Genomic DNA, 23831 nt, shown 5'->3' with positions numbered 1-23831 from the left:
CACTGGGTTCCCCGCCTTCGCGGGAACGACGATTCGGTGTATCAGGCCCGCTTGTCGATCGGCACGAACTCGCGATCCTCCGGACCGGTGTAGTTCGCGCTCGGGCGGATGATCTTGCCGTCGATGCGCTGCTCGATGATGTGCGCGCTCCAACCGGCGGTGCGCGCGATCACGAACAGCGGCGTGAACATCGCAGTCGGCACGCCCATCATGTGATAGCTGACCGCGCTGAACCAATCGAGGTTCGGGAACATCTTCTTGATGTCCCACATCACCGTCTCCAGACGCTCGGCGATGTCGTACATCCTCATACTCTTCTCTTCGGCCGAGAGCTGGCGCGAGACCTCCTTGATCACCTTGTTGCGCGGATCGGACACCGTGTAGACCGGATGGCCGAAACCGATGATCACTTCCTTGCGCTCCACCCGCGCCTTGATGTCGGCCTCGGCCTCGTCAGGCGTGTCGTAGCGCTTCTGCACCTCGAACGCGACCTCGTTGGCGCCGCCGTGCTTGGGCCCACGCAACGCACCGATGCCGCCGGTGATCGCGCTGTACATGTCGCTGCCAGTGCCAGCGATGACGCGGCAGGCGAAGGTCGAAGCGTTGAACTCGTGCTCGGCATACAGGATCAGCGAGGTATGCATCGCGCGCACCCAGGACGCACGCGGCCTGGTGCCGTGCAGCAGATGCAGGAAGTGCCCGCCGATCGAATCGTCATCAGTCTCCACATCGATCGCGCGACCGTTGTGGCTCCAGTGATACCAGTACAGCAGCATCGAGCCGAGGCTGGCCATCAGCTTGTCGGCGATGTCGCGCGCACCGGGATGGTTGTGATCGTCCTTCTCCGGCGACACGCAACCGAGCACCGACACGCCGGTGCGCATCACGTCCATCGGATGCGCCGACGGCGGCAGTTCCTCCAGCGCTGCCTTCACCGCCGCGGGAATGCCGCGCAGCGACTTCAGCTTGGTCTTGTAAGCGCGCAACTCGGCGGCGGTGGGCAGCTTGCCATGCACCAGCAGGTGCGCGATCTCCTCGAACTCGCTGGTGGTGGCCAGATCGAGGATGTCGTAACCGCGATAGTGCAGATCGTTGCCGCTGCGACCGACCGTGCACAGCGCGGTATTGCCCGCAGCAGTACCCGACAGGGCGACGGATTTCTTCGGCTTGAAGCCGGTGACGGTGGCTTGCTCGGACATTGCGATATCTCCCAGAGTTCGCTTGCTTAGTCAGTTCTTTTTCGGTGCCGCCATCATGCGCTCTTGCCTGAGAACAGCGCGTCCAGGCGCTGTTCGAAAGCGTGATAGCCGATGCGGTCGTACAGCTCCTCGCGGGTCTGCATCGCGTCCACCACGGCCTTCTGGTGACCATCGCGGCGGACGGCCTCGTAGACGCTCTCGGCCGCCTTGTTGGCGGCGCGGAACGCCGACAGCGGGAACAACTGGATCGCCACGCCGGCCGAGGCCAGTTCGTCGCGAGTGAACAGCGGCGTCTTGCCGAATTCAGTGATATTGGCGAGCACCGGCACCTTCACCGCATCGACAAACCGGCGGTAGGTATCGAGGTCGTAAGCGGCCTCGGCGAAAATGCCGTCAGCGCCGGCCTCGACACAGGCGATCGCGCGTTCGATCGCCGCATCCACGCCTTCCACCTGGATCGCATCGGTGCGCGCGATCAGGAAGAAATCCGGATCGGTCTTGGCATCGGCAGCGGCCTTCACGCGGTCGGCCATTTCGTCCTTGGAGACGATCTCCTTGCCCGGCCGATGACCGCAGCGCTTGGCGCCGACCTGATCCTCGATGTGGCAGGCGGCCGCGCCGGCCTTGATCAGACTCTTGATCGTGCGCTCGATATTGAACGCGCTCGGGCCGAAGCCGGTGTCGATATCGACCAGCAGCGGCAGCTCACACACGTCGCTGATGCGACGCACGTCGATCAGCACGTCTTCCAGCGTATTGATGCCCAGGTCCGGCAGGCCCAGCGAGCCGGCCGCAACGCCGCCGCCGGAGAGATAGATCGCCTTGTAGCCGGCGCGCTTGGCCAGCAGGGCGTGATTGGCATTGATCGCACCGATCACCTGCAGCGGCGACTCGGCGGCCAGCGCGGCGCGGAACATCGCTCCCGGAGAAGCGGGCGCACCGGCGGAAGAAAGGTTCATGCGGGACTCCTGATCTGGCGGCGGCCCCACGGGCCGTTCCGCGATGGCGTTCAATCTGGCACCATCAAACCCATTGATCAATCTTGATTCAATGAATCAACCTATCGACATGTCGACCCAGCTGCCCCCGCCCGATCGCGAGCTGATCCCCGCCGCCGAAGCCTGCGAACGGCTGGGCATCAGCACCGCCACGCTGTACGCCTACGTCAGCCGGGGCCTGCTCAGCTCACGTCCCGGCCCGGACCACCGCAGCCGGGTCTACCTGCGCGCGGAGGTCGAGCGGCTGGCCCAGCGCAAGCGCGCCGGACGCGGCGCCGAGCGCGGCGCGGCCCAGAGCCTGGATCGCGGCCTGCCGGTGCTGGAAACCCGGATATCGCTGATCCGCCCGGACGCGCCCTATTACCGTGGCCGCTCATCGGTAACGGCAGTGCGCGAAGGCGCCACGCTGGAAGACATCGCCCGGCTGCTGTGGGAATGCGAGGAACTGGACCCGTTCGACGCGCAAGCACCCACCTCCTGGCCTGAGCGAATCGCAGCATTGGCCCTGGACACCTCGCTGCCGCCGCTTGAACGCACCATGGCCTGCATCCCGCTGCTGGCGCTGGAACTGCGCCAGTCACTCAACGCCTCCGCACCGGTACGACGCGAGGTTGCGGCAATGCTGTTGCGGCAGAACGCCGCACTGCTGGTCGGCACCCAACCCGACACGCGCCCGGTGCACCGCCTGCTTGCAGACACATGGCAACCGAACGACCCGGATTTCGCCGAACTGGTACGCGCCGCGCTGGTGCTGTGCGCCGACCACGAACTCAACGTTTCCGCATTCGCCGCGCGCGTGGTCGCCTCGACCGGCGCGCACCTGCACGCCACCGTCAGCGCAGGCCTCGCCGCACTGTCCGGCCCCCGCCATGGCGGCGCCACCGCACGCGCGCACGCCCTGCTGCGCGACGCACAGGAAGCCGATTCACCCGCCGCCTTCATCGCCGAACGCTGGCAGCGCGGCGACGACCTGCCCGGCTTCAATCACCTGCTCTATCCCGATGGCGACCCCCGCGCCGCCGAGGTGCTGCGCCTGCTGCGCGAACTGCGCGGCGACACCCCCCAGATGCGCCACGTCGAAGCCGTGATCGCCGCCGCCAGGGAAAGCAGCGGCCAACACCCGAACATCGACTGCATGCTCGCCGCGATCTGCTACGTCCACGACCTGCCCGCCGCACACGCACTGGTGATGTTCGCCACCGCCCGCCTCACCGGCTGGCTCGCGCACGCACTCGAACAACAGGCCCTGGGCAAGTTGATCCGACCACGTGCGCGCTACACCGGCCTGGCGCCGGGTGGTGGCGAGGACTCATGAACAATCAATGCTTCAACGCACGATAGAGCACCGTCAGCAGCGCCGCGTACACACCGAACCAGACCAGCGCCTTGAACGTACCGGCGATCATGTTTCCGCCGAACAGGAATTCGCCTATCCGCGCGAATACACCTGATTCCGCACTTTCTTTGGCCATGACAACTCCGCTGTTATCCAGACCGCGCGAGCTTAGCAATGCGGCTAGCGGCACATGGTCAAGCCGGCTCTTCCGGCACGCAGAAATCGCCGTGCCGGACCCGCCTCAGGATCGCGGGAACAGATGCGGACAAACTCACTTCATGCTCGCCACATCGTCTCCCGAAGCGATCCCCACGCGCTCGAACAGGCGTTCCAACGCGTGCATCTGCCCGGAATCCACGATCGCGCCGATGTATCCATCGGGGCGCACAAGTACCCAGTCACCCGGCGCCACGGAGTAGGCCTCGGCGAAGTGATCGTTCTCGTCGATCAGATCACCGCCCGGTCCAACCATATGAACCCTCACGCCAGCACGTGCAGGCACGTCCGTGCGGTCGACGTGGTAGCCCAGCAGTGTCCAGTGCGGGCCAGCAAACACGTCGAACAGACGTCGCGGTTGTCCCGCCGTGCCGCGAAGCGGAGCATCCGGAGCACGATCACCAGCGTTCAGGCCATGCTCGCGCTTGGGCTCCTCCACTGCCAGCGACGATCCGGGGTAGCCAAGATCGAGTTGCTTGACCTCGCGACCGCGCTGGTTCTCGCCACGCTTGGCATCCTCCAGCAACCGCGTGGAGAGACCGAGCATCTCGCTCGCGATCGGCCTGCGTTCTTCCTCGTAACTGTCGAGCAGCCCGACCGGCGCACCGCCCAGCACCGCAGCGAGCTTCCAGCCCAGGTTGTAGGCGTCCTGGATGCTGGTATTGAGCCCCTGCCCGCCGGTCGGCGGATGAGTGTGGGCAGCATCGCCCACCAGGAACACGCGGCCGTCGCGATATCGATCGGCCAGACGCGCGTTCATCGTGTAGGCCGATGCCCAGAACACCGATTCGATCAGGATGTCGGTACGGCCGGTGCGCTCAGCGACCATGGCATTCAAACCCGCAACCGAAAGATCGACCTCGCCCTCGAAGGGGATCGGCGCCTGCAACTGGAACATGTCGGTTCCCGCCAGTGGGCATAGCGACAGCATCTTCTCCATCGAGCCCTCGCTGAACTGGTGCCAGGCGTCGCGATCCAGCCCGACGAGATGGACGTCCGCCACGATCGCGCGGACGCCGAGCGTCTTGCCAGGAAATCCGATACCCAGCGCGCCACGCACGAAACTGCGACCGCCATCGGCGCCGACCAGATAACGGGCGCGGATGCTGTGCTCCATCCCCCGGCCTGCAACCGTCGCCGTCACCCCATCCGCACCCTGCTGCAGACCGACCAGTTCAAGGCCATAGCCGGGGCGATGACCAAGCTCGGCGAGCCGCTCGCACATCACGGCTTCGGTCAGGAACTGCGGGACCATCAATGGCATCTGGTAGGGCTCGGCGGGCGTCACGGGCGCCCGCTCCACCACCTCCGATTCGACATGGCCACCGTGATCGAGATAGGTCCGGGCCGGCGGGTATGCGCCACCGGCCGCGACCATGCGATCGACGATGCCCATGTCCTCGAAGATTTCCTGTGTCCTCGGCTGGATGCCCTTGCCCCGGGATCCCCGGAACGGGCCATCCGCCTTCTCGATCAGCTGAAACGACACTCCACGCCTGGCCAGTTCGATGGCGAGGGCCAGGCCGGCCGCACCGGCGCCACAGATCAAAACATCTACGTTCAGCTTCATGACAACCTCCAAGTATGTGTAATATGCACACTATTGGAGGAGCCTATGCCACACTCAAAGAAAGTGCAAGATACACATATCTCGGCGCAACTGAAGGAGCTGCACGGGGCGATGCTCGGCATCGTCAGCGTGATGAACCGGCCGCGTAGTAACGACGAGCAATTGATCGAGAACGCTGGCATCCGGCTCGACCAGGCGTTGTTCCGGCTGCTGGTGGTCATCGAGCGGCTCGGGCCGATCGGCGTGGTCGAGCTGGCCGACCGCCTCGGTCGCGACTACACGACGATCAGCCGGCAAGTGACCAAGCTGGAAGGCATGGGGCTGGTGCTCCGCTCGGAGAACGCACGCGACCGCCGCATGCGCGAGGCGGTGGTGTCGCCGGCCGGCAAGGCGATGACCGATCAGATCGATGCGGCACGCGAGCAGATGGGCCGCGAGATATTCAAGACCTGGGACCTAGACGACCTGGACAACCTGGTCCGGCTGATGCGCAAATTCGCGGACGCACTGGAAGCGATTGAGCTCTGAGACCACTGCAAGATCTCAGCTCACCAGCGCAGAGAAACCGATCAACGCGGCACATGACTCTTGCAGCACAGCACCCGTCGATCAGGCCTTCGCGAGACAACAAAAAGCCGGCTTCGAAGCCGGCTTTTTCTTGCTGCGAACTGCCCTGGAATCAAGGCGTCGTATTGGTGGGCGGTGCAGGGTTCGAACCTGCGACCCTTGCCGTGTGAAGGCAATGCTCTACCGCTGAGCTAACCGCCCGGTGTGTCGCGAGCCGCGTATTATATAGCAGCTGCGGCGTGCGTCAACGGGTCTTCACATCGTATAGGTCGGCTTCTCGGAATTGAGCACGCCGGCCAGCAGCACCTCGATGCGATTGCGGATCGCCTCGCCTTCAGTCCCGTCCGGCAGTTGCACGCCGATGCCGGCGGCGCGATTGCCCTGCGCGCCTGCTGGCGTGGTCCATACGACCTTGCCGGCCACCGGCAGGCGCTCGCTGGATTCGGGCAGGGTCAGCAGCAGGAATACCTCGTCGCCGAGGAAGTAACGCTTCGGCGTCGGCACGAAGATGCCGCCGTTCTTCACGAACGGCATGTAGGCGCCGTACAACGCCGTCTTGTCCTTGACCGCCAGCGACAAGATGCCCTGGCGTCCACTCGTCGCACTCATGCACTCCCCCCTTTCCGATTGGCGCGATCCCCATCGCGCCAGACAAGCAGTAGTTCGGTGACCGCCAGGTCGGCGCGCACCGTGGTGCGCAGCAGTTCGCGCGTGCGGTTGGCGGCGTCGAACCAAGCAGCCAGCTTGTGCAATCGTACGGGATCGGTCAAGCCGGTCGAGGCCTGTGCCAGCACCAGATCGGCGGCATGCCCCAGACGCCGTTCGGCCTGCTCGTCACCGGTCCAGCGCAAGGCCACCTCCAGCGCGCTGGCGCGGCCCGACCCGAGCTGCTCCAGATCCGACGCCACCTGCCGGCGCAGTTCCAGCCCGTCGCCACGCAGCCACTCCGCAGCCAGTCCGGGATGACCGCGCGCGGCGTCCAGCGCCTGCTGCGCCGCGCCTTCGGCAAATCCCTGCGCGAGCAGCCACGTCATCGCTTCATGCGCCGGCGGCAGCTTGAATTCCAGACGCTGGCAGCGGCTGCGGATCGTCGCCGGCAGCCGCGCCGGATGCGCGCTGATCAACCACAGGTAACGCCCTGGCGATGGCTCCTCCAAGGTCTTCAGCAACGCATTGCAGGCGGCGCGATTGATCGCATCGGTCGGATCGACGATCACCACCTGCGCGATGCCGTATTGCGGCGTCAACGAAAGCTTCTGCGAAACCTCGCGCACCTGTTCGATGATGATCTCGGTACGTAGCTTGTCGCCGGTGCGGTTCGGAATGAACGACACCAGTTGCAGATCCGGATGGGTGCCGGCGGCGATCAGCTGCGAGGTGCGCTGGCTGGCTTTCGGATCCGGCCCGCTGGTAAGCACGTGCTCGGCCAGCTTCAGCGCGACCTCGCGCTTGCCCAGACCAGCCGGGCCGCAGATCAGCAGGCCATGGCCCAGACGGCCGGCATCGAGCGCGGCCACGGTCTGATCGTAGGCGCGCTGCTGCCAGGGCGAGAACGTGCTCATTCGGCCGCTCCGCGCACGAATTCGGCCACTGCGGCGGCGACGTCGCGCGCTACGTCCTGCGGCGCCTGCCCGGCATCAATCACGCGGAAGCGCCCGGGATGTTCGATCGCACGCTGGCGGAAGCCGGCACGCACGCGTTCGAAGAAATCGTCGTGCTCGCTTTCGATGCGATCCGGCCACAAATCACGGCCACTGGTGCGGGCACGGCCAGTCCTCACGTCGAGGTCGAGCAGCAGGGTCATGCCCGGCTCGATCCCGACCGCGCGCCGCTCGAGTTCTGCGATCCAGCCGCGATCCAGGCCACGGCCCTCGCCCTGGTAGGCGTAGCTGGAATCGGTGAAGCGATCGCTGACCACGAACGCACCGCGCTGCAACGCCGGGCGGATCACCTCGCGCACGTGCTGGGCGCGCGCGGCGAACACCAGCAACAGCTCGGTCTCCGGCCACAGCGGCTCGATGCTCTCGTCCTTGTGCAGCAGCAGGCCGCGCACGCGCTCGGCCAGCGGCGTGCCGCCGGGTTCGCGGGTCAGCACGACCTCGTGGTCGTGGCGCACGAGCCAGTCACGGATCGCGTTGATCGCAGTGGTCTTGCCGGCGCCTTCGCCGCCTTCAAGACTGATGAAGCGCGGATGTCGGAGCAATGCGGGACTCATGGCCTGGCTGCCTCGGCCTGCGACTGGCGCAGCCGCTGCAAGTAGCGTGCGACGGCAGCAGTGTGCTGGTCGTAACTGTCGGAAAACACATGCGCGCCGCTGCCATCGCCGACCGCGACGAAGTACAGCGACTTGCCGTCGGCCGGCTTGACCGCAGCCAGCAGCGCCTCGCGACCGGGCATCGCGATCGGCGTCGGCGGCAGGCCGGTGCGGGTGTAGGTGTTGTACGGCGTGTCGGTTTCCAGGTCGCGCCGACGGATATTGCCGTCGTAAGCGCTACCGAGCCCATAGATCACGGTCGGATCGGTCTGCAGCTTCATGCCGATCCTGAGCCGGCGCGCGAACACGCCGGCGATCTGCGGACGCTCCGCCGCCAATCCGGTTTCCTTCTCGATGATCGAAGCCAGGATCAGCGCCTGCTCGGGCGTCTGCACCGGCAGATCGTCAGCGCGCTGCTGCCAGGCCGCATCCAGTGCCTTGTCCATCGCCACATGCGCACGGCGCAACACGTCGAGGTCGGAATCGCCACGCTGGTACAGGTAGGTTTCCGGCAGGAAGCGGCCTTCCGGATGTTGTCCCGGGAAGCCCAGCCGGGTCATCAGCGCGGCATCGTCCAGGTCGGTGGTTTCGTGCCGCAGTGGTTCGGCGGCGTTGAGCGCGGCGCGCAGCTGGCGGATGTTCCAGCCTTCGACCAGGGTCACGCGATATTGGATCACCTTGCCCTGACGCATCCGCAGCAGCAGCTCGCGCGGCGACAGCGGCGGCGACAGCGCGTACTCGCCGACCTTCAGCTTGCCGGCGGCATCGATCTGACGCGCCAGCAGCTGCCACTCGATATCGGACCCGTTGTCGATGCCGGCCTGGCGCAGCTTGCGCAGCACCCCCTTCAGCGAATCACCGGACGCCACCACCACGCTCGGCTGCGACGCCTGCAGCGGTTCGACGGCGAAATGCTGATAGCGCTGCCACAGCCATGCCGCCGTTCCGGCGCACAGCAGCACCAACACCAATAGCGTCGCCACTACGGTCAGACACCCTCTTTTGCAACCTGCAGCCACGCCTACCTCGTCGATATTTCCGCGCGCGCAGGATACCCCGTAGGAGCGGCGTCAGCCGCGATGGGCTTGCCCATTTGAATCTCCCCACACATGGATGTACGGGCTTTTGCAGAAGGATCCACAGAACGCCCATCGCGGCTGACGCCGCTCCTACGGGACATCCAGCGCACGCAACAGACCGCGCGCCTTGGCCCGGGTCTCGTCCAGCTCGCGCTCGGGCACCGAATCGACCACGATCCCGGCACCGGTGCGGAAACGCACATGCTCGCCGTCCACCTCCGCGGTGCGGATCAGGATGTTCAGATCCAGGTCGCCATCGCGATTCAGCCAGCCGAATGCGCCGGTGTAGGCGCCACGCGCCTCCTGCTCCAGCTCGGCGATGATCTGCATGCAGCGCACCTTGGGGCACCCGGTGATGGTCCCGCCCGGAAACACCGCGCGGATCACCTCGCCCGGCGTGGTGCCGGCGCGCAAGCGCCCGCGCACGTTGCTGACGATGTGGTGCACGTGCGCGTAGCTCTCCACCGTCATCAGTTCATCGACCTCGACCGTGCCCGGCGCGCAGACGCGGCCCAGGTCATTGCGCTCCAGGTCGATCAACATCACGTGCTCGGCACGCTCCTTGGGATGGCCGACCAGCTCGCGGATACGCTCGGCCTCGTCGTCACCGGCGAAGCGCGGCCGGGTACCGGCGATCGGCCGGGTCTCCACCACCTCTCCGCGTACCGACACCAGCCGCTCCGGCGAGGAACTGACCACTGCCCGCCCCTGCGCAACGAACAGCCCCGCGAACGGCGCCGGGTTGGCCGCGCGCAGGCGCGCATGCAAGGCCGCCGGTTCGAGCGGCCGATCGAAACGCGCCTGCCACTTGCGCGAGATATTGGCCTGGAACACGTCGCCGGCCTTGAGGTACTCCAGCACCCGCTCCACGCCCGCGGTGAAGCGCTCCGGCGCGTCCTCGTCAGCCGCCACCGGTGCCTCCCAGGCCGGCAGCGGCGCCAACATCAGCGCGGCCTCGACATCGGCCGCGATGCGCTCCAGCAGCTCGACATGCCCCGGCTCGACCACCGCGAAACACGCGCCGCTGTGGCGATCACGCAGCACCGCCGCCGGACAACGCAGCGCCAGCGCGACCGGCAAGCCATCGACGCGCGGCGGCAGCGTCAGTACCGGCTCAACCTGCGCGGCCAGTTCGTAGTCCAGCAGCAGCGCCCAGCCACCGCGGAACAATGGCGCGTCAGACGATGGCTCCGGCTCGATACGTTCAGCACGCCATACGGCGTCAAGCGCACCCAGAAAATCCCCGGCGACCGCATTGCCGCTCAGATCGCAGGTGCGGCCATCGGCCTGCAGTCGCAGGCCGCTGCCGTCGCTCATCAACAGCAGATCCCAGCGCCCGTGCACGGTGCCGGACGCGGTGGACTCGAACAACGCCGGATAGCGCTGCGGCGCAAGCCGGTGCAGCGCCAGCAGGTCGATGTCCGCGCGCAGGGATCGGGTGAGGGTCATCGGCCTGGGATCGAAACGGGAAAGACAGCAAACCATTTCTTCTCCCTCCGGGACATCAGGGAGAAGCTGCCCTGAAAGGGCGGATGAGAGTACGCGCGAAGCCTCATGCAGCTGACGCAACGCAGGGCTTCGCCCGTACCCTCGCCCCAACCGCTCTCCCGAGGGGAGAGGGGCTCACAAGCATCAAACGCGCTTGAACACCAACGTGCCGTTGGTCCCGCCGAAGCCGAAGCCGTTGGACATCGCCACGTCGATCTTCTTCTCGCGCGCCACGTTCGGCACATAGTCCAGATCGCAGCCTTCGCCCGGCTCTTCGAGGTTGATGGTCGGCGGAATGATGCCGGTGTGGATCGCCATCACCGAGAAGATCGCCTCCGCACCACCCGCCGCGCCCAGCAGGTGGCCGGTCATCGACTTGGTCGAGCTGACCATCGCCTTGTAGGCGTGATCGCCCAGCGCGCGCTTCATCGCCAGCGTCTCGGCCAGATCGCCGAGCGGGGTCGAGGTGCCGTGGGCGTTGAGGTAATCCACCTGGTCGGGGTTGAGGCCGGCATCGCGCAGCGCGGCGCGCATGCTGCGTGCCGCGCCCTCGCCGTCTTCGCTCGGGGCGGTCATGTGGAAGGCATCGGAGCTGGCGCCGAAGCCGACCAGCTCGGCATAGATGCGCGCGCCACGCGCCTTGGCGTGTTCGTACTCCTCCAGCACCAGCACGCCGGCACCGTCACCCAGCACGAAGCCATCGCGCTCCTTGTCCCACGGGCGCGAAGCCTTGGTCGGATCGTCGTTGCGGGTCGACATCGCCTTCATCGCGCAGAAGCCGCCAATCGCGGTCGGCGAAGAGCCGCGCTCGGCACCGCCGGCCAGCATCACATCGGCGTCGCCGTGCTGGACCATGCGCATCGCCGTGCCGATGGAGTGGTTGGAGGTGGCGCAGGCCGAGACCGCCGAGAACGTCGGCCCCTTCAGCCCCTTGATCAGGCTGACCTGGCCGGGAAGCATGTTGATGATCGTGCTGGGCACGTAGAACGGGGAAATCTTGCGCGCCCCGCCCTCATGAAATTTGATGGTCTGCTCTTCGATACCGAGCAGGCCGCCGATGCCCGAGCCGAGGATCGCGCCGATGCGCTCGGCATTGGCCTCGGTGATCTCCAGGCCGGCATCGTCCAGCGCCATGAACGAGGCGCCGATACCGTAATGAATGAACGAATCCATTTTCTTCGCGTCCTTCGGGGACACGAACTTGGTGGGATCGAAATCCTTGATCTCGCCGGCAATGCGCGTGGTGAACTGCGAAGCATCGATCTGCGTGATCGGGCCGATGCCCGAGCGCCCGTTGACGATGCCGTCCCAGCTGCTGGCCAGGTCATTGCCCAGCGGCGACACGATACCCATGCCGGTAACGACGACGCGACGACTCATTCCGATCTCCTCACCACGATGCAAAAATGCGAATCCCTCGCAAGAGCACGGCACATCCATGCACCGGGGTCTGAAAGTGCGAATCCCTCGCAAGAACACGGCACACCCATGTGCCGGGGTCTGAAGGTGCGTTGATTCAAAAACACAGGGCCGCATCAGCGGCCCCATGGGTTGTCGCAAGCGGGCTAGGCTCGCGCTTGCGACAGGAACAACGCATCAGCTCTTGACGTGAGCCTTGACGTAGTCGATGGCCTGCTGGACCGAGGTGATCTTCTCGGCCTCTTCGTCCGGGATCTCGCACTCGAACTCTTCTTCCAGCGCCATTACCAGCTCAACGGTGTCCAGGGAGTCGGCGCCCAGGTCATCGACGAACGATGCGCTGGTGGTGACTTCCTCTTCCTTGACGCCAAGCTGCTCGACGACGATTTTCTTGACGCGTTCTTCGATGGTGCTCATGGGGTTATCGCTCCAGATGGAGTAGTGGTGGTTCAAAATTAAGGACCCCGCACATGGTTGTGCGGTGCACCTGTGAGGGACTCACAAAAAACGCCATCGGGCTGCGATGGCCGCGCTGGATAGTGTAGTGGAAAGCGGCGGATCGATGAATGCCTGTAAAACCCTCTCCGATCAACCACTTGCAACACAATCCCTGCGCCAATGCCGATCAGGGCATGTACATGCCTCCGTTGACATGCAGGGTCTCGCCGGTGATGTACTTGGCCGAAGGTCCGGCCAGGAACGCCACCGCACCGGCAATGTCGGCCGGCTCACCCAGATGACCCAGGGCGATCTGGCCGAGCAGCGCGGTACGCGCCTCCTCGGGCAATGCCTTGGTCATGTCGGTGTCGATGAAGCCCGGTGCCACGACATTCACGGTCACGCCGCGCGAACCGATCTCCTTCGCCAGCGACTTGGAGAAGGCGATGATGCCGGCCTTGGCCGCGGCGTAATTGGTCTGGCCCGGGTTGCCGGTCACGCCGACCACCGAGGCGATGTTGATGATGCGGCCCTTGCGCGCCTTCATCATGCCGCGCATCACCGCCTTGGAGGTGCGGAAGACGCTGGTCAGGTTGGTGTCGATGATCGACTGCCAATCCTCTTCCTTCATCCGCATCAGCAGGTTGTCGCGGGTGATGCCGGCGTTGTTGACCAGGATCGAGACCGGGCCGAACTCCTTGCCGATCGCGTCGATCAGCGCGTCGATCGCCGCCGGGTCGGTCACGTTCAGCTCGCGGCCGTGGCCGCCAATGGCAGCCAGGCGCTCGCCGATCGCCTTGGCGCCCGACTCGGACGTGGCGGTACCGATGACGGTGGCGCCCTGGGCCGCCAGTTCGTCAGCGATGGCGGCGCCGATGCCACGGCTGGCGCCGGTGACCAGCGCGATTTCTCCCTGCAGGGGCTTGCTCATGTGCGATTCCTCGATGGATGTCGGGACGGCGCTTGCGCCATCGGGCGATGCGGTACGAGTTGCATCAGCGCCGAGTGATGTTCAGTTGGACCATTCGTCACGGGCGGCGCCAAACTCGGCCGGCGTACCCAGTGCGCGCGCTTCCAGCGACTTGTCGATGCGCTTGACCAGCCCGGCCAGCACCTTGCCCGGGCCGCACTCGGCGATACGGGTGATGCCCTGGGCCGCCAGCGCCTGCACGCAGCCGGTCCATTGCACCGGCAGGTACAACTGCTCGACCAGCGCCTGACGGATGGCAGGAATGCCGTCATGGACCTTCGCGTCCACGTTCTGCACGATCGGCAGCTGCGGCGCACGCCAGTCCAGTCCAGCCATGGTTTCGGCCAGGCGATTGGCAGCCTCGCGCATCAGCGGGGTGTGCGAGGGCACGCTCACCGCCAGCTTGACCGTCTTGCGCACGCCCTTCTCGGCCAGCAGCGCCAGAGCGCGATCGACCGCCGCCGTATCGCCACCGATCACGATCTGACCGGGCGAATTGAAATTGGCCGGGACCACCACCTGGCTGCCCGCAGCCTGCTCGCAGACCTCGCGCACCAGCGCGTCCTCGGCACCCAGCACCGCGGCCATCGCGCCGACACCGGCCGGTGCCGCGTCCTGCATCAGCTGCCCGCGGATACGCACCAGGTGCGCACCCTCGCGCAGCGACAGCGCGCCGGCGGCAACCAGCGCCGTGTATTCACCCAGGCTGTGGCCGGCCAGCAACGCCGGAGCCGCACCGCCCTGCGCCTGCCACAACCGCCACACCGCCACACCGGCGGCCAGCAGTGCCGGCTGGGTGAATTCGGTGCGATTGAGCATTTCTTCCGGACCGCCCTGCGAGAGCGCCCACAGATCGGCGCCAGCGCCGTCAGAAGCCTCCGCGAAGGTATCGCGCACGCCCGGGTGCAATTCGGCCAGCTCGGCCAGCATGCCCAGCGACTGCGAGCCCTGGCCGGGAAACACGAAAGCAAGTGTGGATTCGGTCACGCGAAGTCAGCCTGCGAAAAACGAGCGGGGATGATACGGGTGAATGAGCCTGATCGTCTGTACTGGCGCGTATGCAGGCGGGGCTGGGAATAGCGGCTGGGAATGGGGAATCACGTGGCGCTCTGGCTTTTCCGATTCCCCATTCCCGGCCTCTCAAACAAACAACTCCAGGATGTCCAGCTGCCCATCGGCAAACCAGTCCACGCAAAGCGCCACCACCAGCAGCACGCCGAACGAAGTCGCCGCGTGGATCACCAGGATCGAATGCGCCAGCGCCCGTCCCGACCGTCCCAGCTTGAGCATGAAGCGAGCCATGCGCTGCAGCCGCCCGGTCACCTCGTGCGCGTGCGCCAGCACCGGCGCGCGGGCTTCGCCCAGTGCGTCCACCAGCAACCGCTGCAGCACCTCGAGCCGACCGTCGTAATACTTGGCCACGCCGTAACCGAACATCAGCCAGTCGCGGGCCTGCGCCTGAGCCAGGTCCATCACTTCGAGCGGATCCTCCTCGAAGTCGATGAAGCCGATCGCATGGCCGTCATAGGTCATGTTGCGCGGCAGCGGCTGGCCGAAATAGGCGCCACGGCAATGCGCCTCGGCGATCGCCGCCAGCGCCAGCGACACCAGCGCATCACGCCCGGCCTCGTCGGCTTCGCGCAGGCAGACCGCCAATGAGCGGCCGTTGTCGCTGAGCACCAATGCGGCATGACCCTCGCCGATCACGTCCGGCACGTTGACGTGCTGCGATCGCAACTCGGCCAATCGACGCGCCTCGATCGCGCGCGCCGCATCACCACCGCGATGCGGCGGCGGACGCAACGCATCCAGACCCAGACGACGGGAGACGAACGTCAACGCTCCCAGTGCAAGTGCACGACTGCCTTCGCCGTACTGTTTAAGCCAGGCGCGCTGCCCGTCGATGACGATAGGTTCCGCCATGAAGATCCACTCCTTTGAAGCCAGCCGGCGCTACACAACAACCGGCGGCGAGCGGGCGCCATGCGCGCCCGCGAACATCAATAGCGCAGCAGCGCCGAACCCCAAGTGAAGCCGCCACCAAAGGCTTCCAGCAGCAGCAACTGTCCGCGCTGCACACGACCGGAACGCACGGCTTCATCCAGCGCCAACGGCACCGAGGCAGACGAGGTATTGCCGTGCTTGTCGACGGTGACCACGACCTGCTCCATCGACATCTCCAACCGCTTGGCGGTGGCTTCGATGATGCGCAGGTTGGCCTGGTGCGGGATCAGCCAGTCCAGGTCACGCTTGTCCAGGCCGTTGGCTTCCAGGGTCTCGTCCACGACCGAGTCCAGCGCCTTGACGGCGTACTTGAACACGTCGTTGCCCTTCATCAGCAGCGCACCGCCGCCGTTCTTGCCTTCGCCGAAGCCGACCGATACGCCGACCGGGTCCCACAGCAGTTCCTTCTTGCTGCCATCGGCATGCAGATGGGTGCTGAGAATGCCGGTTTCCTCGTCGGCCTTGAGCACGACCGCGCCCGCACCGTCGCCGAACAGCACGCAGGTGGTGCGATCGGTCCAGTCGACGATCCGGGTCAGGGTTTCGGCACCGACCACCAGGACGGTCTTGCAATCGCCGGAGCGAATGAACTTGTCGGCCACGCTCAACGCGTAGACGAAGCCGGAACACGCGGCATTGACGTCGAACGCGCCGCAACCGACCACACCCAGCCGCGCCTGCAACAGGCAGGCGGTGGACGGGAAGATCAGGTCCGGCGTGGTCGTACCAACCACGATCAGGTCGATGTCGGATGCCTGCACGCCGGCCGCTTCCAGCGCACGCAGAGAAGCCTCGTAAGCGAGGTCGCTGGTGGTCTGGTCGTCGGCGGCGATATGCCGTTCGCGGATGCCGGTACGGCTGCGGATCCACTCATCGCTGGTGTCGACGATCTTGGACAGATCCTCGTTGGTCAACACCTTCTCGGGCAAATAACTGCCCGTGCCCGCGATCCTGGAATAGACCCGCTTGCTCATATCGCTTCCTGTTGCAGGAGCCACGCGTGACGCGGCTCCGGTGAATCAAGCACCCGCTGCCGCCAGGGAGGCGGCAGACGCCACGACTCAGTCTTCTTCGACGACCGAGGTCTTGGTCTGGATGACCTTCTTGCCACGGTAGTAACCGTCGGCGGTCACGTGGTGACGCAGGTGGATCTCGCCGCTGGTCGGGTCGGTCGACAGCTGCTTGGCGCTCAGGGCGTCATGCGAGCGGCGCTGGCCACGACGGGACGGGGTGACACGGGATTTCTGCACAGCCATGGGATTGCTCCAAACTCGGTTCGATTACTTGCGTCTCGTTGCCCTGACGCAGCACGTCCCGGCATCGATTTTTACGTGGGTCCCTCACAAGAGCACCGCACGTCCATGCACGGGGGTCTTAGTCTTTCCCGCCCTTGCCGCGGCGGTTATTGCTTCTTCAGCGCTGCCAGTGCCGCGAACGGATTGGCTTTGCCCAGTTCTTCCTCGGTCGGGACCCATTCGGCCTCGACCGCTTCGCTGCCCGGCGCCACCGGCACAACCGGCACTGCCAGAACCAGCTCGTCCTCGACCAGATCGATCGCGCGCAGCATGCCGTCGTCGGGCACCAGCAGCGCTTCGTAATCCGGCGGCAACGCGGCCTCTTCAGCCTCGTCGCGAATCAACCCCAGTCGCTGCGTCGCCTGCACCGGCAGCAGGAAACGCTGCAGGCTGCGCTGGCACAGCAGCGGCAGCGCGGTATCGACACTCAGTTCAACGTAGGCCACACCCAGCAGATCATCGCGACCGAATTCCAGCGAATAGACGCACTCGCCCTCGGTATCGACCAGACTGCCGCGCAACCGCTCCATCTGGGCCAGCGGAATACGGCCGTCAAAGCGCCTGCGCGCCGTAACCAACCGCCAAGCATCCAACAGTTCGGGTACGTTTGCGGACATAAGCCGCAGAATGTTAAGGACTCGCAGTGGCCCTGTCAATTCGCCGGGCCGGGGGAGTTGCCGGCCACCGCCCAGCGGCGGGAGACTGGCGCACCTTCCATTCAGGATAGCCCATGCGCCTGGTTCTGGCCTCCACCTCGCCCTATCGCCGGGAATTGCTGGAACGGCTGCGGCTGCCGTTCGAGACCGCGCGGCCCGAGGTCGACGAAAGCCCGCAACCGGGCGAGGCCCCGGAAGCATTGGCGGCGCGCCTGGCTGCGGCCAAGGCGCGCGTCATTGCTGAACGCCTCGGCGCTGCCTGTGTGATCGGCTCCGATCAGGTGGCCAGCCTCGATGGCCTGCCGCTCGGCAAGCCGGGTGACGTAGCAGGAGCCCACGCCCAATTGGCGGCGATGTCCGGCCGCAGCGTGCGCTTCCTCACGGCGGTCCACGTGATTGCTCCCAGCTGGGAAGGCGCTGCACTGGATGTCACCGAGGTCCGGTTCCGGCCGCTCGACGCTGACGAGATCGCCCGCTATGTCGAGGCCGAATCGCCGCTGGATTGCGCCGGCAGCTTCAAGTGCGAGGGGCTGGGCATCAGCCTGTTCGAGGCGATCCGCTCGGACGATCCGACCGCGCTGGTCGGGCTGCCGCTGATCGCGCTGGCCGGCCTGCTGCGTCAGGCCGGCTACCGGTTGCCCTGAATTTCCGGCTCAGCGGGTGACCGGGGTGACCCGGCACCACTGGTAGGGATAGTCGGTCTGCCCTATCCATGAGGACAGCCGCTGGCAGGATCCAGCGTCCAGCACCAGTCCATAGCGCTCCAGTTTCTGCCCCGCGGCCAGCTGGATCGCGCGGTCCTCGGCCGGCACATCGCGCGTCGATCCTGGGCGCGGCAGCAGCCGGCAGACACCGGGGCGTGAGTCGTCCAATCGCTCGCGCAGTCCATGCCCGACCAGCCAGCGCAGGGTCTTGCAATCGGCCTGATCGGCCAGCCCTAACCGCACAGCCCAGGCATTCAGGTTCTCGACGCGCAGTGCCTTCCGGTCCACCACCGCCGGCAACACCGCGTAGCGTTCCGGACGTTCGGCCAGCAGCGCGGCGACCCGTTCGGCGTATGCCGGAGACTCAGGGAAATTGGAGGCCACCGAGAGATAGGTCGCCTCGTCCGGCAGGAACGGGATCCGCCAGGACTGCGGCTCGTCGCCAACCAGCAGCACCGCGCTCCCGCTGGCCTGCACCATCGGCGGGGCCTGCACGGTGAATCCCTGCCGCGCCCAGGGCTCATGCCCCCAATCGTTCGAGCCGCCCAGCGAAATCAACGCACAGAACACGACCAGCGCGGCTGCGACCAGCCGCGCCCGCACCGCCGGGACCACGTATTGGCAGGCGATCCAGATCATCAGCGGCGCCAGCACCTCCAGCACCACCAGATAGCGATGGATGCTGAAAAGTGTTTGCCAGCCCAGATAGGCCACCGCGAAGAACGCCAGCAGCGATGGCAGCGCTTCGAGACGCTCGGAAGGCACGATCCGTCGCCGCAGCACCACACGCACCAGCAGCGCCAGCACCAGCAGGTACAGGACCGCCCATACCGACTGGAACAACGCGATCTCGCTCACCCGCCACGGCTTGAAGGTGAACAGCAGCGGCCACGCCAACCACTCAAGGCCACCGCGCGGAAGCCAGCGCGTGTCGGCCACCGAAACCGGCTGCGCGAGCGGTGCCTGGAAGATCGCATTGAACTGCGGCAGCAGCGGATTGCCGAATGCCTCCCAGACCCGCCAATACCAAGGGCCGGCAAGCAGCGCGAAGATCAGCAGCGCCGACAGCGCCAGCAGTGTCACCCCGCCAATGCGACGCAACCCACCGCCGCCGCCCGCCAATGCCGCTACCGCCAGTCCGATCGCATAGATCGCATTGGTGAGCTTCAGCGAAACCGCCAGACCGAGCAGCAGGCCCGCCAGCAGCCAGATGCCCCAGGCCGTGCCCGATGTCAGTTGCCGCAGCTGCGCGAGCAAGACCAGCGCCAGCGCCGCCAGCACCGGCAGCGCGGTGGTGTTGTCGGCCATGCTGCCGGCGAATTCGGACAGGAAAGCGCCGGTGCACAGTCCCGCCAGCGCCAGCAGCGGCACCAGCCGCTCACGCCGCGGATGTGATCGCAGCACCTGCCAGGCGATTGCTGCGAGCGGCACGAAGATCAGCGCGTGCAGCGCGCCCATCAGGAAACCGGCCAACGGCGCTGGCGACTGTGCCATCAGCAGGTAATGCAGTACGTCCAGCAGCGGACTGAAGTAGCTCTGCATCTGCGCCGGTGCCAGATCCTGGCCCAGCCGATCGTGCAGCCACGCATAGCCGTTGTAGAGGTGGTAGTTGCGCAGGTCCCAGTTCGCGTCCTGCCCGATCAGCAGCGACACCACACCACCAAGCAGCATCACCGTGATCGAAGCGGCAACCGCGTTGGCGCGCGAGCGGAACGCGAAGCGGTGATCCAGCCAACGCAGCGGAGCTGCGATCCAGCGCCGCGTGCGCAGGCGCCCCGCAACCGTCGGCAACAGGCTCATCGCCCATCCCTCGACGAAGTCTCGTCCGAAGGCGCCGGAATCGACAGATAGGCCAGGTGCTTGGCCTCGATCCGGCCGCGCGTGACGGTATCCAGGATCAGCCCGCAGGCCAGCAGCAGGAACCCGACCAGCATCAGCGCCACGCACAGGATCGCGGTCGGGAAGCGCGGCACCAGGCCGGTCTGCACGTAGGTCTCGAACAGCGGGATCGCCAGCACCACCGACAGCAGCGAACACACCACGAATCCGATCGAGAAGAACAGCAGCGGGCGCTCGGCCTTGAACAGGCGCGCGATGGTGGACAGGATCCGCCAGCCGTCGCGCCAGGTATTGAGCTTGCTCTCCGAGCCGTCCGGGCGCACGCCGTAGCGCGTCTCCACCTCGGCCACCGGCATCCGCAGTTGCAGCGCATGCACCGCCAGTTCGGTTTCGGTCTCGAAACCCTGCGCATGCGCGGGGAACGACTTGACGTAGCGGCGCGAGAACACCCGGTAGCCGGACAGCATGTCGTCGAAGGCACGACCGAACAGCAGGCTCGCGCAGCGCGTCAGCAGCACGTTGCCGAAGCGGTGGCCGGGCCGGTACGCGGCCTGCACCTGATCGCGACGCGCGCCGACCACCATGTCGAGCCGCTCATCGATCAATCGCTGCAACAGCTGTGGCGCGGCGCTCGCATCGTAGGTGTCATCGCCATCCACCAATACGTAGACGTCGGCCTCGATATCGGCGAAGGCACGCCGGATCACATTGCCCTTGCCCTGCAGCGACACCCGGTGCACGCGCGCACCGGCGGCGCGGGCGCGCTCGCCGGTATCGTCGGTGGAGTTGTTGTCGAGCACGTGCACGAGCGCCTGCGGCAGGCTGGCGGCGAAATCGCCGACCACCTTGGCGACCGTGGCCGCCTCGTTGTGGCACGGCACGATCACCGCGACGCGCAGCCCGGTGGCACCGGACGCAGGGAGAGAAGGTGTGGACATGGAAACGCCAGAGACAGAAGAGGAAGACATCAGCGCCGCTCGACCTCGAACGGCTGCTCCCACCAGTCCTCGACGCTGCCATCGGTGCCGTGCAGGCGCAGGCCGAGCCAGTGAGTGCCGGCGGTGAACGCAGCGGCATCGAGATCCGCGCTGAAACCGACCTGGGGATGATGCGGGTCGGTGGAAATCTTCCAGTACGGTCGCACGTCCAGTTTGCCGCCATAGGTCGCTTCGGCGGCGACCTTGCCATCGACCAGCACCTCGACCCGCGCCAGCCCCGCGCCGTCCTTGAACGCCCAGCCATTGACGACGAAGCGCCCGCCCACGCGCGCATCCGGGAGCGGCGCATCCACCCAGGCCATGGCCGGGGTCACGCACTCGCCTGTTGCCTTGCGCGCCGGCAGATGGAACAGCAGGAAGCGCTGGTAGCCGTGATCGGTGGATACCACCCTGGGCGGCGGCAGCGGCCCGACCATCGCGCAGATGTCGTGATAGCGCTGCAGCAGATCGCGATAGCGCTGGTCGCTCGGCGACAGCACCAGCAGCCGCGGCCCATTGCGCTCGCCATCGACGAGCAGGTTCCACTCCATCAGTTGCGCGGTGCGCCCGTGCTTGTCGTTGAGCGGTGCCCGCAGCACTTCGATGTCGGGATGTCTCAGTTCGAAGCCCAGTTCCGCGCCGACCTTGAAGTTGTCCGCCAGCACCTGGGTGCCGGCTGGCATCGTCTTCAACTCCGCCTTCACTGCCGTGCCCAGTGACTCCCAGCCGGCGAAGTTGCGCGGGTAGTACTTCTCGCCCGCCGTGCGTTCACGGATCTGCGGGAACGACGCCGCCAGGTAGTACCCATAAGCCCCCAACATGCCGAGCAATGCCAGCAACCAGGTCGCACGCCGCCACGCGCGCGGCCAGCGCCCGAGCACCAGCGGCGCCGCCACCAGCAGCGCCAGATATCCCGGCAGCGGCCAGTGGAAGCTGATCCGCTCGATGTCACTGAAGAAGCCGAACCCGAAGATCGACAGCGTCGATATGCCACCGAGCAACCCGAAATAACGCCACTGCGCACGCGAGCCGCCACCCGTGCGCGTCCCGACCATCACCACGCGCAGCATCACCACCGCCAGCAGCGGCGTGACCAGCAGTGTCTGGATCATCAGGAACCACGCGCCGGCCGACTGGAAGCGCCACGGATGCCGGTCCAGCAACTGGAAACGCAGCCCGGCCTCGTGGTGATCGGAATTCCAGATCAACAGTGGCAGCCACGCCAGCGCGCCGATCATCAGCGCGATCCATACACGCGGGTCGCGCAGCACCGCCCTGCCCTGCGGGATCAACGCCAAGGCGATGAAACCCACGCCGATCACGCCGACGAACCGGTAATGGCTCAGTGCACCGATCACCAGACCGATGGCCAGCTCCAATGCGCTGGTGGCATCGACCTCGCGCAACAGGCGCGCACTGGCATCCAGGCACAGCACCGCCGCCAGCGCCATCGGCACGTCCGGCACCGCGAGGATCCCCAGCGTCGCCGACAACGGCATCAGCAGCGTCAGGCAGCCGGCCTGCCAGCCGACATGCGCGCCGAACCAGCGCATGGATATGTGTGCGATCAGCCACGGCAGCAGCGCCGCGATCACCAGGAACGGCAGCCGCAGCGCGAATACGTGATGCCCACCGATCTCCGTGCCCAGGCGCGCCAGCCAGGCGGTCATGCCCGGCAGATCGGAATAAGCCGCCGCCAGGTGCTGGCCTTCCTGCCAGTAGAACGCTTCATCGACGAACAGCGGCAACCGCGCCGCGATCAGCAGCTTGACGGCCGTGATCAGTGTCCACAGGATCACGAAGGTGCGATGCGTGCGCTGTTCTCCCTGCATTGCCTCTGCACCCGCCCTCAAACCATTGGGAATGTGATGTCGATACCGCTTCGTCAAGGAATGCTAACCGATGCACTGCGCAACGCGCTGCGAAGAGCGCAGGACCAGGTCAATTCGCTGCTGCTCGGCAAGCACCACGAAGTGCGGCTGGCCTTTGTCGCCCTGCTGTCCGGTGGACATCTGCTGATCGAGGACCTGCCCGGCCTGGGCAAGACCACGCTGGCGCACGCGATGGCCTCCAGTCTGGGGCTGAAGTTCCAGCGCGTGCAGTTCACCTCCGACCTGCTGCCGGCCGATGTACTGGGCGTGTCGGTGTACGACGCGCAGGCGCGGCAGTTCCAGTTTCATCCCGGCCCGGTGTTCACCCACGTGCTGCTGGCCGACGAGATCAACCGCGCGCCGCCACGCACCCAGAGCGCGCTGCTGGAGGCGATGGCCGAGCAGCAGGTCACCCTCGACGGCGTCACCCATGCGTTGCCGGATCCGTTCTTCGTGATCGCCACCCAGAATCCGGTGGACCTGTCCGGCACCTTCCCGCTGCCGGATTCGCAGTTGGACCGGTTCCTGCTGCGCTTGACGCTGGGTTATCCCAATCCCGAATCCGAACGCGCCCTGCTCGGCGGCACCGACCGCCGCCACCTGATCGCCCAGGCCGAGCCCTGCCTGGACGAAGCCGACGTGCTGCAACTGCGCGCGGCGGTCGAACAGGTACACGCCAGCGACACGCTCATCCATTACCTGCAGGCGCTGCTCACCCGCAGCCGCCAGCACGCCGGTATCCGCGTCGGCCTGTCGCCACGCGCCGGGCTGGCGCTGCTGCGCGCGGCCAAGGCTTACGCGTTGCTGCTCGGTCGCGATCATGTGTTGCCGGAAGACATCCAGGCGCTGTTCGAAGCCGTGGCCGGACATCGCCTGGTCGCCGAGGCCGAAACCGCCTCCGGCCCGGCCCTGGCCAAGAAGATCCTGCACAGCGTGCCGGTGGATTGAGCA

At 66.3% G+C, this 23831-nt stretch carries 24 protein-coding genes and 1 tRNA gene; 4 read left to right on the top strand and 21 right to left on the bottom strand.

Annotated elements, in window-relative coordinates; translation table 11 throughout:
• Window positions 1–41 precede the first annotated feature (41 nt).
• Window positions 42–1199 (bottom strand): bifunctional 2-methylcitrate synthase/citrate synthase, encoded by a 1158-nt coding sequence (gene prpC, locus AC3WJE_RS07220; protein ID WP_493730109.1) that lies wholly within the window; start codon window positions 1197–1199, stop codon window positions 42–44.
• 53 nt (window positions 1200–1252) lie between these two features.
• Complete coding sequence (gene prpB, locus AC3WJE_RS07215) at window positions 1253–2158, bottom strand: methylisocitrate lyase (RefSeq protein WP_493730108.1); 906 nt, start codon at window positions 2156–2158, stop codon at window positions 1253–1255.
• Between the two features lie 91 nt (window positions 2159–2249).
• Between prpB and AC3WJE_RS07210 the strand changes: the two genes are divergently transcribed.
• Entirely contained in the window at window positions 2250–3512 is a 1263-nt protein-coding gene (locus AC3WJE_RS07210) for a citrate/2-methylcitrate synthase (RefSeq protein WP_493730107.1), read from the top strand.
• Between the two features lie 4 nt (window positions 3513–3516).
• Here AC3WJE_RS07210 and AC3WJE_RS07205 read toward each other — a convergent pair whose 3' ends face one another.
• Both AC3WJE_RS07205 and AC3WJE_RS07200 read right to left on the bottom strand, forming a co-directional pair.
• The gene (locus AC3WJE_RS07205) at window positions 3517–3669 is read right to left on the bottom strand and encodes a hypothetical protein (protein ID WP_493730106.1); all 153 of its coding nucleotides are present in this window, start codon (window positions 3667–3669) and stop codon (window positions 3517–3519) included.
• A 135-nt stretch (window positions 3670–3804) separates the two neighbouring features.
• Window positions 3805–5319 (bottom strand): FAD-dependent oxidoreductase, encoded by a 1515-nt coding sequence (locus AC3WJE_RS07200; RefSeq protein WP_493730105.1) that lies wholly within the window; start codon window positions 5317–5319, stop codon window positions 3805–3807.
• Between the two features lie 63 nt (window positions 5320–5382).
• Between AC3WJE_RS07200 and AC3WJE_RS07195 the strand changes: the two genes are divergently transcribed.
• On the top strand, window positions 5383–5847 hold the full coding sequence (locus tag AC3WJE_RS07195; RefSeq protein ID WP_493730104.1) for a MarR family winged helix-turn-helix transcriptional regulator: 465 nt from the start codon (window positions 5383–5385) through the stop codon (window positions 5845–5847).
• Window positions 5848–6012: 165 nt separating this feature from the next.
• Here AC3WJE_RS07195 and AC3WJE_RS07190 read toward each other — a convergent pair.
• The 14 genes from AC3WJE_RS07190 to AC3WJE_RS07125 all read right to left on the bottom strand — a co-directional run bounded on the left by AC3WJE_RS07190 (window position 6013) and on the right by AC3WJE_RS07125 (window position 17450).
• A tRNA-Val gene (locus tag AC3WJE_RS07190) sits at window positions 6013–6087 on the bottom strand.
• A gap of 54 nt (window positions 6088–6141) precedes the next feature.
• Window positions 6142–6495, bottom strand: coding sequence for a PilZ domain-containing protein (locus AC3WJE_RS07185; RefSeq protein ID WP_493730103.1), 354 nt, complete (start codon window positions 6493–6495; stop codon window positions 6142–6144).
• Window positions 6492–7448 (bottom strand): DNA polymerase III subunit delta', encoded by a 957-nt coding sequence (locus tag AC3WJE_RS07180; RefSeq protein ID WP_493730102.1) that lies wholly within the window; start codon window positions 7446–7448, stop codon window positions 6492–6494. The genes AC3WJE_RS07185 and AC3WJE_RS07180 overlap by 4 nt, the downstream gene beginning before the upstream one ends.
• Window positions 7445–8101, bottom strand: coding sequence for a dTMP kinase (gene tmk, locus AC3WJE_RS07175; RefSeq protein ID WP_493730101.1), 657 nt, complete (start codon window positions 8099–8101; stop codon window positions 7445–7447). The genes AC3WJE_RS07180 and tmk overlap by 4 nt, the downstream gene beginning before the upstream one ends.
• Window positions 8098–9159: an endolytic transglycosylase MltG gene (mltG, locus tag AC3WJE_RS07170; protein WP_493730100.1), complete on the bottom strand. Its 1062-nt coding sequence runs from the start codon at window positions 9157–9159 to the stop codon at window positions 8098–8100. The genes tmk and mltG overlap by 4 nt, the downstream gene beginning before the upstream one ends.
• A gap of 150 nt (window positions 9160–9309) precedes the next feature.
• Window positions 9310–10668 carry an aminodeoxychorismate synthase component I gene (locus tag AC3WJE_RS07165; RefSeq protein WP_493730099.1) on the bottom strand — a complete coding sequence of 453 codons (1359 nt, stop codon included), beginning with the start codon at window positions 10666–10668 and terminating at the stop codon, window positions 9310–9312.
• A gap of 183 nt (window positions 10669–10851) precedes the next feature.
• Complete coding sequence (gene fabF / locus AC3WJE_RS07160) at window positions 10852–12087, bottom strand: beta-ketoacyl-ACP synthase II (RefSeq protein WP_493730098.1); 1236 nt, start codon at window positions 12085–12087, stop codon at window positions 10852–10854.
• Window positions 12088–12303: 216 nt separating this feature from the next.
• Window positions 12304–12543, bottom strand: a complete 240-nt coding sequence (gene acpP / locus AC3WJE_RS07155) for an acyl carrier protein (RefSeq protein ID WP_002814322.1) — start codon at window positions 12541–12543, stop codon at window positions 12304–12306.
• Window positions 12544–12751: 208 nt separating this feature from the next.
• Window positions 12752–13495 carry a 3-oxoacyl-ACP reductase FabG gene (fabG, locus tag AC3WJE_RS07150; RefSeq protein WP_493730097.1) on the bottom strand — a complete coding sequence of 248 codons (744 nt, stop codon included), beginning with the start codon at window positions 13493–13495 and terminating at the stop codon, window positions 12752–12754.
• Between the two features lie 81 nt (window positions 13496–13576).
• Window positions 13577–14521 (bottom strand): ACP S-malonyltransferase, encoded by a 945-nt coding sequence (gene fabD, locus AC3WJE_RS07145; protein WP_493730096.1) that lies wholly within the window; start codon window positions 14519–14521, stop codon window positions 13577–13579.
• A 153-nt stretch (window positions 14522–14674) separates the two neighbouring features.
• A complete protein-coding gene (locus AC3WJE_RS07140) occupies window positions 14675–15457 on the bottom strand; it encodes a hypothetical protein (protein ID WP_493730095.1) in 783 nt (260 codons plus the stop codon).
• A 77-nt stretch (window positions 15458–15534) separates the two neighbouring features.
• Entirely contained in the window at window positions 15535–16512 is a 978-nt protein-coding gene (locus tag AC3WJE_RS07135; protein WP_493730094.1) for a beta-ketoacyl-ACP synthase III, read from the bottom strand.
• 87 nt (window positions 16513–16599) lie between these two features.
• Window positions 16600–16794, bottom strand: coding sequence for a 50S ribosomal protein L32 (gene rpmF, locus AC3WJE_RS07130; protein ID WP_493730093.1), 195 nt, complete (start codon window positions 16792–16794; stop codon window positions 16600–16602).
• Window positions 16795–16940: 146 nt separating this feature from the next.
• Window positions 16941–17450 carry a YceD family protein gene (locus AC3WJE_RS07125; protein WP_493730092.1) on the bottom strand — a complete coding sequence of 170 codons (510 nt, stop codon included), beginning with the start codon at window positions 17448–17450 and terminating at the stop codon, window positions 16941–16943.
• A gap of 113 nt (window positions 17451–17563) precedes the next feature.
• On the opposite strand from AC3WJE_RS07125, the gene AC3WJE_RS07120 reads away from it, so the two are divergent.
• Complete coding sequence (locus AC3WJE_RS07120) at window positions 17564–18133, top strand: Maf family protein (protein ID WP_493730091.1); 570 nt, start codon at window positions 17564–17566, stop codon at window positions 18131–18133.
• A 9-nt stretch (window positions 18134–18142) separates the two neighbouring features.
• On the opposite strand, the gene AC3WJE_RS07115 is transcribed toward AC3WJE_RS07120, so the two are convergent.
• The 3 genes from AC3WJE_RS07115 to AC3WJE_RS07105 are packed head-to-tail and all read right to left on the bottom strand — an operon-like array spanning window position 18143 to window position 22841.
• A complete protein-coding gene (locus tag AC3WJE_RS07115; RefSeq protein ID WP_493730090.1) occupies window positions 18143–19993 on the bottom strand; it encodes a hypothetical protein in 1851 nt (616 codons plus the stop codon).
• Complete coding sequence (locus AC3WJE_RS07110; protein WP_493730089.1) at window positions 19990–20970, bottom strand: glycosyltransferase family 2 protein; 981 nt, start codon at window positions 20968–20970, stop codon at window positions 19990–19992. Before AC3WJE_RS07110 ends, AC3WJE_RS07115 begins: the two co-directional genes overlap by 4 nt.
• Window positions 20971–20999: 29 nt before the next feature.
• A complete protein-coding gene (locus AC3WJE_RS07105) occupies window positions 21000–22841 on the bottom strand; it encodes a glycosyltransferase family 39 protein (RefSeq protein WP_493730088.1) in 1842 nt (613 codons plus the stop codon).
• A 60-nt stretch (window positions 22842–22901) separates the two neighbouring features.
• On the opposite strand from AC3WJE_RS07105, the gene AC3WJE_RS07100 reads away from it, so the two are divergent.
• Window positions 22902–23828 carry an AAA family ATPase gene (locus tag AC3WJE_RS07100; RefSeq protein ID WP_493730087.1) on the top strand — a complete coding sequence of 309 codons (927 nt, stop codon included), beginning with the start codon at window positions 22902–22904 and terminating at the stop codon, window positions 23826–23828.
• Window positions 23829–23831: the final 3 nt, after the last annotated feature.

Source organism: Pseudomonas sp. GW821-FHT07E12 (assembly GCF_058986605.1).
Note: the sequence above shows the minus strand (reverse complement) of the source record. Positions and strands in the feature narration are given on the sequence as shown.